Raw genomic sequence first — 3,776 nt, forward strand, 5'->3', positions numbered from 1 at the left:
ACTCACAACAGCATCCCTGATGATCAGTCAGGGGATTATCGCTCTGTAAAAGTGATAATCAAGATATAAGGTTAATTAGGATAAGTCACTGTTTTAATCCTTTGGATGTAATCAGAACCTCAGAAGGAATAAGTTTTGTAATCAAATTGTTGGAAAGGCAAAGAGGATGAGTTTCAATGAAATCAGAGTATGTACCAGAAGCTGGCGATATTGTATGGCTTGATTTTGATCCGCAAGCAGGACACCGCTCTGCATTGGTTCTTAGCCCTGCTATTTATAATGGTCGGATAGGGCTGATGTTATGTTGCCCCATGACCACTAAGATCAAAGGCTATCCTTTTGAAGTAAAAGTAGAAGGTGAAGAGGATAGTGCAGTACTGGCTGATCAGGTAAAAAGTTTAGACTGGCGCGAGCGCAATGCTACAATAAAAGGAAAAGTATCGGCTTCCGTACTTTCAGAGGTTAAAGCAAAAGCTAAAGCGTTAATAGGCTGATATCAAGGAAACATCAGCGGGTAAGTTTCAGAGCGTTATGACCCATGCTACCCGCTTAGAGTGCTTTAAACCCCATTCTCTGAGGTAACCCCTTATCCGGAAATATCCTATTTTCACAATGATAATCAACATAACGTATAGGCCATTTTACATACAAAAACCATGTGGAGTTGTATTCTGAATACGCCAACCAGTTTAATGGACTTCATTCAAGTTAAGCCACTGCATTTAATATTGCAGTGGCTTTTTTCTTTTCACAGAATGTATTAACGCAACAGCCAATGAATAACAATAAAAAATACCAGCGTAAAAAACAGAATTTTTAATATTGAACACGTATGCTTGCTGATAAAATAGGCCAATCCAACCGTGACTAAAGCAATCAAATAATTAATATCAAAATTATGAATTAATTCACTCAGGGATAAATTATCAGTAATTATAGTTATTACTACGGAGGGAATTTTTCAACACATCATATAGAAAATATCACATACACAATATCATATAACATTATCTTCTATGCAATGCCTTTGTCATTGACGTTATATTGGGAACAATTCCAAAAACAATAATTCCCTCTTGGAGAAATATAATGAAAATCGTACTCAACATACTACTGGCAACTATCATCCAATTAGGCATCACCCAACTGGCGTATGCAAAATCTACCCTTGATAATATCCAATCCGCCGGCGTATTCAGAATCGGGACAGAAGGAGCCTATGCACCATTCAGTTATCATGATGCTTCCGGCAAGTTAACCGGTTTTGATGTGGAAATTGGCCGCGAAATTGCTCTGCGTATGAAAGTAAAGCCTGAATTTATTGAAGGTAAGTGGGATGGTTTGATTGGTGGCCTTGATGCCGGACGTTCCGATGCAGTAATGAACCAAATCGCCATTACGCCAGAGCGTGCGAAAAAATACCGCTTTTCCCTGCCCTATGTCATTTCTGAAGCGGTGCTGATTACCCGAAAAGATAATCATGACATTAAAACTTTCAGTGATTTAAAAGGCAGAACCTCCGCCCATACCCTGACTAATAACTTTGCCCAGATTGCCCGCCATTACGGTGCAGAAATTATCGGCACCAATGGCTTCAGTCAGGAAGTGGAACTGGTCAGCACAGGTCGGGCGGATGCCACTATCAATGATAAACTTTCTTATCTCGACTATAAAAAACATCGCCCGGATGCACAGGTAAAAATTGTGGCGGCCGATACCAACGCAGCACAAACCGCCGTGCTGCTGCGTAAGAGTGATACTGAATTAAAAGCGGCCGTTGATAAAGCGATTACTGAAATTAAAAACGATGGTACTTATCAGCGGATTTGGGATAACTATTTTGGCGGAGAGGTGGCTGAATAATCAGAATAAGATTATGGGTGTTTTTTAAATATCTATCCCAAATAAATTTCGAATTGCAGTGCAGTGTGGAAAGTGAATTAAGCCAACAAAACGGCCACTTGAAAAGTAAATGATATAAAGCCACTGTATTTTATTATGCAGTGGCTTTATTTTTTAATAAAACATATCTTTTGCCTTTCAAATTACCAATTTATTATCTACGAAGTTACTTAAAATCTATCGGATATAAAGATAGGTAATAATATTTACGACTAAAAAACTAACTATTAGGATAGAAAACATCACAATGTATATAATTTTCATTCAAATTATAATTTTTTTTTAAAATCTCAGTCATATCATTTATCATATTAGGAGAGCCACACATATATACATCTATCTTATCATTCAAATCAATTTGACTTTGAAAGATATTTTGTACATATCCAAGCTCACCTTCCCAATTATCACTTTCATCTGGATTAGATAATGTCATATGAAAATAAAAATCAGGGAACATCTCTTTCCACTTCTCTATAACATGTGAGAAATAGTAATCACTTTTTTTCCGGCCTCCCCAAAAAAGATGAATTTTACGCCTATAAAAATTATAAGACTCGATCAGAGATTTAACCGGAGCAAAACCCGTTCCTGTCACAACAAAAACAATATCCCTAACCTCATCATAATTCTTTGCAATAAAATCTCCATATGGACCATATATCCACAGCACATCATTGATCTCAATTTTTTCACAAACTAAATCAGAAAAAACCCCATTTTTATTCTTAGCGACATGGATTTCTATATAACCATCATTTTTTGGAATATTTGCTATGGAATAATAACGGCATTTCCCATTAGGTACTTCTATTCCTATATATTGTCCAGGAATAAAACTCATTTTTGATTTTTTAGATAAATTAAATCTTAAAATAGTTATTCCTAAAAACCTTTTTACATCACATATCACACCACCTTCTTTAGTATTAGAGAGCGTTACACCATCTCCATCTAACTCACATACAATATTGCTTTTAGCAATAGCACAGCATGGCAGAAAATAATTTTCTTTTAACTCACTTTCTGTTAGCCCAATTTTTTTACTACCAATGTACTCTATATTTCCAGTAAGTAATTTTAATTTACAAACTCGACAAGCACCTAATCGACAACCATTCTTTAAAGAATATCCATTAATTTCGGCTTGTTCTAGTATTGACGTATTTTCGTCAGAAAAAAATTCGATTCCAGTTTCATTAACACTAACTAAATATTTCATAATTGTATTAATATAATTACCTACCATTTAAAGATTCAATATATTCTTTCCCAGCGAAAATAAACTCTTCTGGTGAAAATCCACCGCCAGACTCTTCAATGATAAAGTTACCTTTATATCCTTCGTTGACCATAAAAGATAATACCCTATGATAATCAAAATTCCCTTCACCTAACGGAAGATGGATATGCTCACCATTCAACACATCATTAAAGTGTGCATTTCTCACATAAGGAATTAATTTTTTTAACGCTTGATTATATTCATTGGTACTTTTTTTATTCATAAAAGATTCAAAATGAACAATATCTAACGTTAAATAAATACTATACTCATGACAAAGTATTTCATGTTGCTCATCACTCAATACAATATATTTTTCTCTATCACTCCCTGTATTCTCCAATAATATAGAAATTCCCTTTTCTTTTGCTAAATTTGACAATTTTAAAATAGATTTTGATAGTTGTTTAAAATCAAAATCAGATATTCCATTATCATCAAACTCTAAATATCCTGGATGAATAGTGAAGTACTTAGCGCCTATCCTGCTTGCTTCATTTATATACAAAGAGATATATATCCGTCGTCATTGAAGATGCTTGATTTTTCATTTGTATCAGATCATGATCGCGCTCATGAAAATTAATCT

Annotated in this window: 4 protein-coding genes; 2 read left to right on the forward strand and 2 right to left on the reverse strand. The window is 34.6% G+C overall.

Features of this window, described 5'->3' with window-relative positions; all coding sequences use genetic code 11:
- The first annotated feature begins 176 nt into the window (after nt 1-176).
- Both mazF and NXS07_RS18850 read left to right on the forward strand, forming a co-directional pair.
- Nucleotides 177-494 carry an endoribonuclease MazF gene (gene mazF, locus NXS07_RS18845; protein ID WP_038204993.1) on the forward strand — a complete coding sequence of 106 codons (318 nt, stop codon included), beginning with the start codon at nt 177-179 and terminating at the stop codon, nt 492-494.
- 595 nt (nt 495-1,089) lie between these two features.
- The gene (locus tag NXS07_RS18850) at nt 1,090-1,863 is read left to right on the forward strand and encodes an amino acid ABC transporter substrate-binding protein (RefSeq protein ID WP_258087394.1); all 774 of its coding nucleotides are present in this window, start codon (nt 1,090-1,092) and stop codon (nt 1,861-1,863) included.
- 259 nt (nt 1,864-2,122) lie between these two features.
- Here the strand turns inward: NXS07_RS18850 and NXS07_RS18855 are convergent, their stop codons facing one another.
- Both NXS07_RS18855 and NXS07_RS18860 read right to left on the reverse strand, forming a co-directional pair.
- Nucleotides 2,123-3,151, reverse strand: coding sequence for an FAD-binding oxidoreductase (locus tag NXS07_RS18855; protein ID WP_038204998.1), 1,029 nt, complete (start codon nt 3,149-3,151; stop codon nt 2,123-2,125).
- Entirely contained in the window at nt 3,141-3,695 is a 555-nt protein-coding gene (locus tag NXS07_RS18860; protein ID WP_258087395.1) for a sugar phosphate isomerase/epimerase family protein, read from the reverse strand. Before NXS07_RS18860 ends, NXS07_RS18855 begins: the two co-directional genes overlap by 11 nt.
- Nucleotides 3,696-3,776 lie beyond the last annotated feature (81 nt).

Source organism: Xenorhabdus bovienii (assembly GCF_024721015.1).
Lineage (GTDB): Bacteria > Pseudomonadota > Gammaproteobacteria > Enterobacterales > Enterobacteriaceae > Xenorhabdus > Xenorhabdus bovienii.